The organism is Mesorhizobium sp. M2E.F.Ca.ET.209.01.1.1 (genome assembly GCF_004010375.2).
Lineage (GTDB): Bacteria > Pseudomonadota > Alphaproteobacteria > Rhizobiales > Rhizobiaceae > Mesorhizobium.
Genome location: NZ_SADP02000442.1, coordinates 1 through 367, shown reverse-complemented (window position 1 = coordinate 367; position 367 = coordinate 1). Strand labels below are relative to the sequence as shown.

The 367-nt window shown below is 70.0% G+C and carries 1 protein-coding gene; it reads right to left on the bottom strand.

The genetic code is table 11. The features are described from left to right. A partial coding sequence (locus EN852_RS36385) for a MoaF N-terminal domain-containing protein (protein ID WP_189546441.1) occupies positions 1-367 on the bottom strand: 367 nt, incomplete at both ends.

Here is a 367-nt window from a genome sequence, read left to right as displayed (position 1 = left end):
CGGCGGAATAGACCTGCGCCACGCGCGGCTCGCCGGGCGCTTCACCTGGCTCGCGCACCCGCTCGCGCACCGACAGCACGCGCCGCGTCCTGGTGTCGACGATGAAGGCTTCGTCCTCGGCCGGCCTGGCGGCGAAGGTCATGTTGATGAAGTAGACGTCGGGCGCGACTTCCAGCGCCTCGTACCAGTCGGCGCCGGCCTCTGCGCCTTCGCTCCAGGCCACGGTGTCGGCGGCGGTGAAGGCGAGGTCGATGACGCGGCCGGTGTTCAGCGTGATCTTGAAGGTCTGGCCGCGCAGCGCTTCCGTCGTCGGCAGCCGGTTGGTGGCGATGCCGGCGGCGAAATCGTCGAAGTGCTTCCAGTCGGC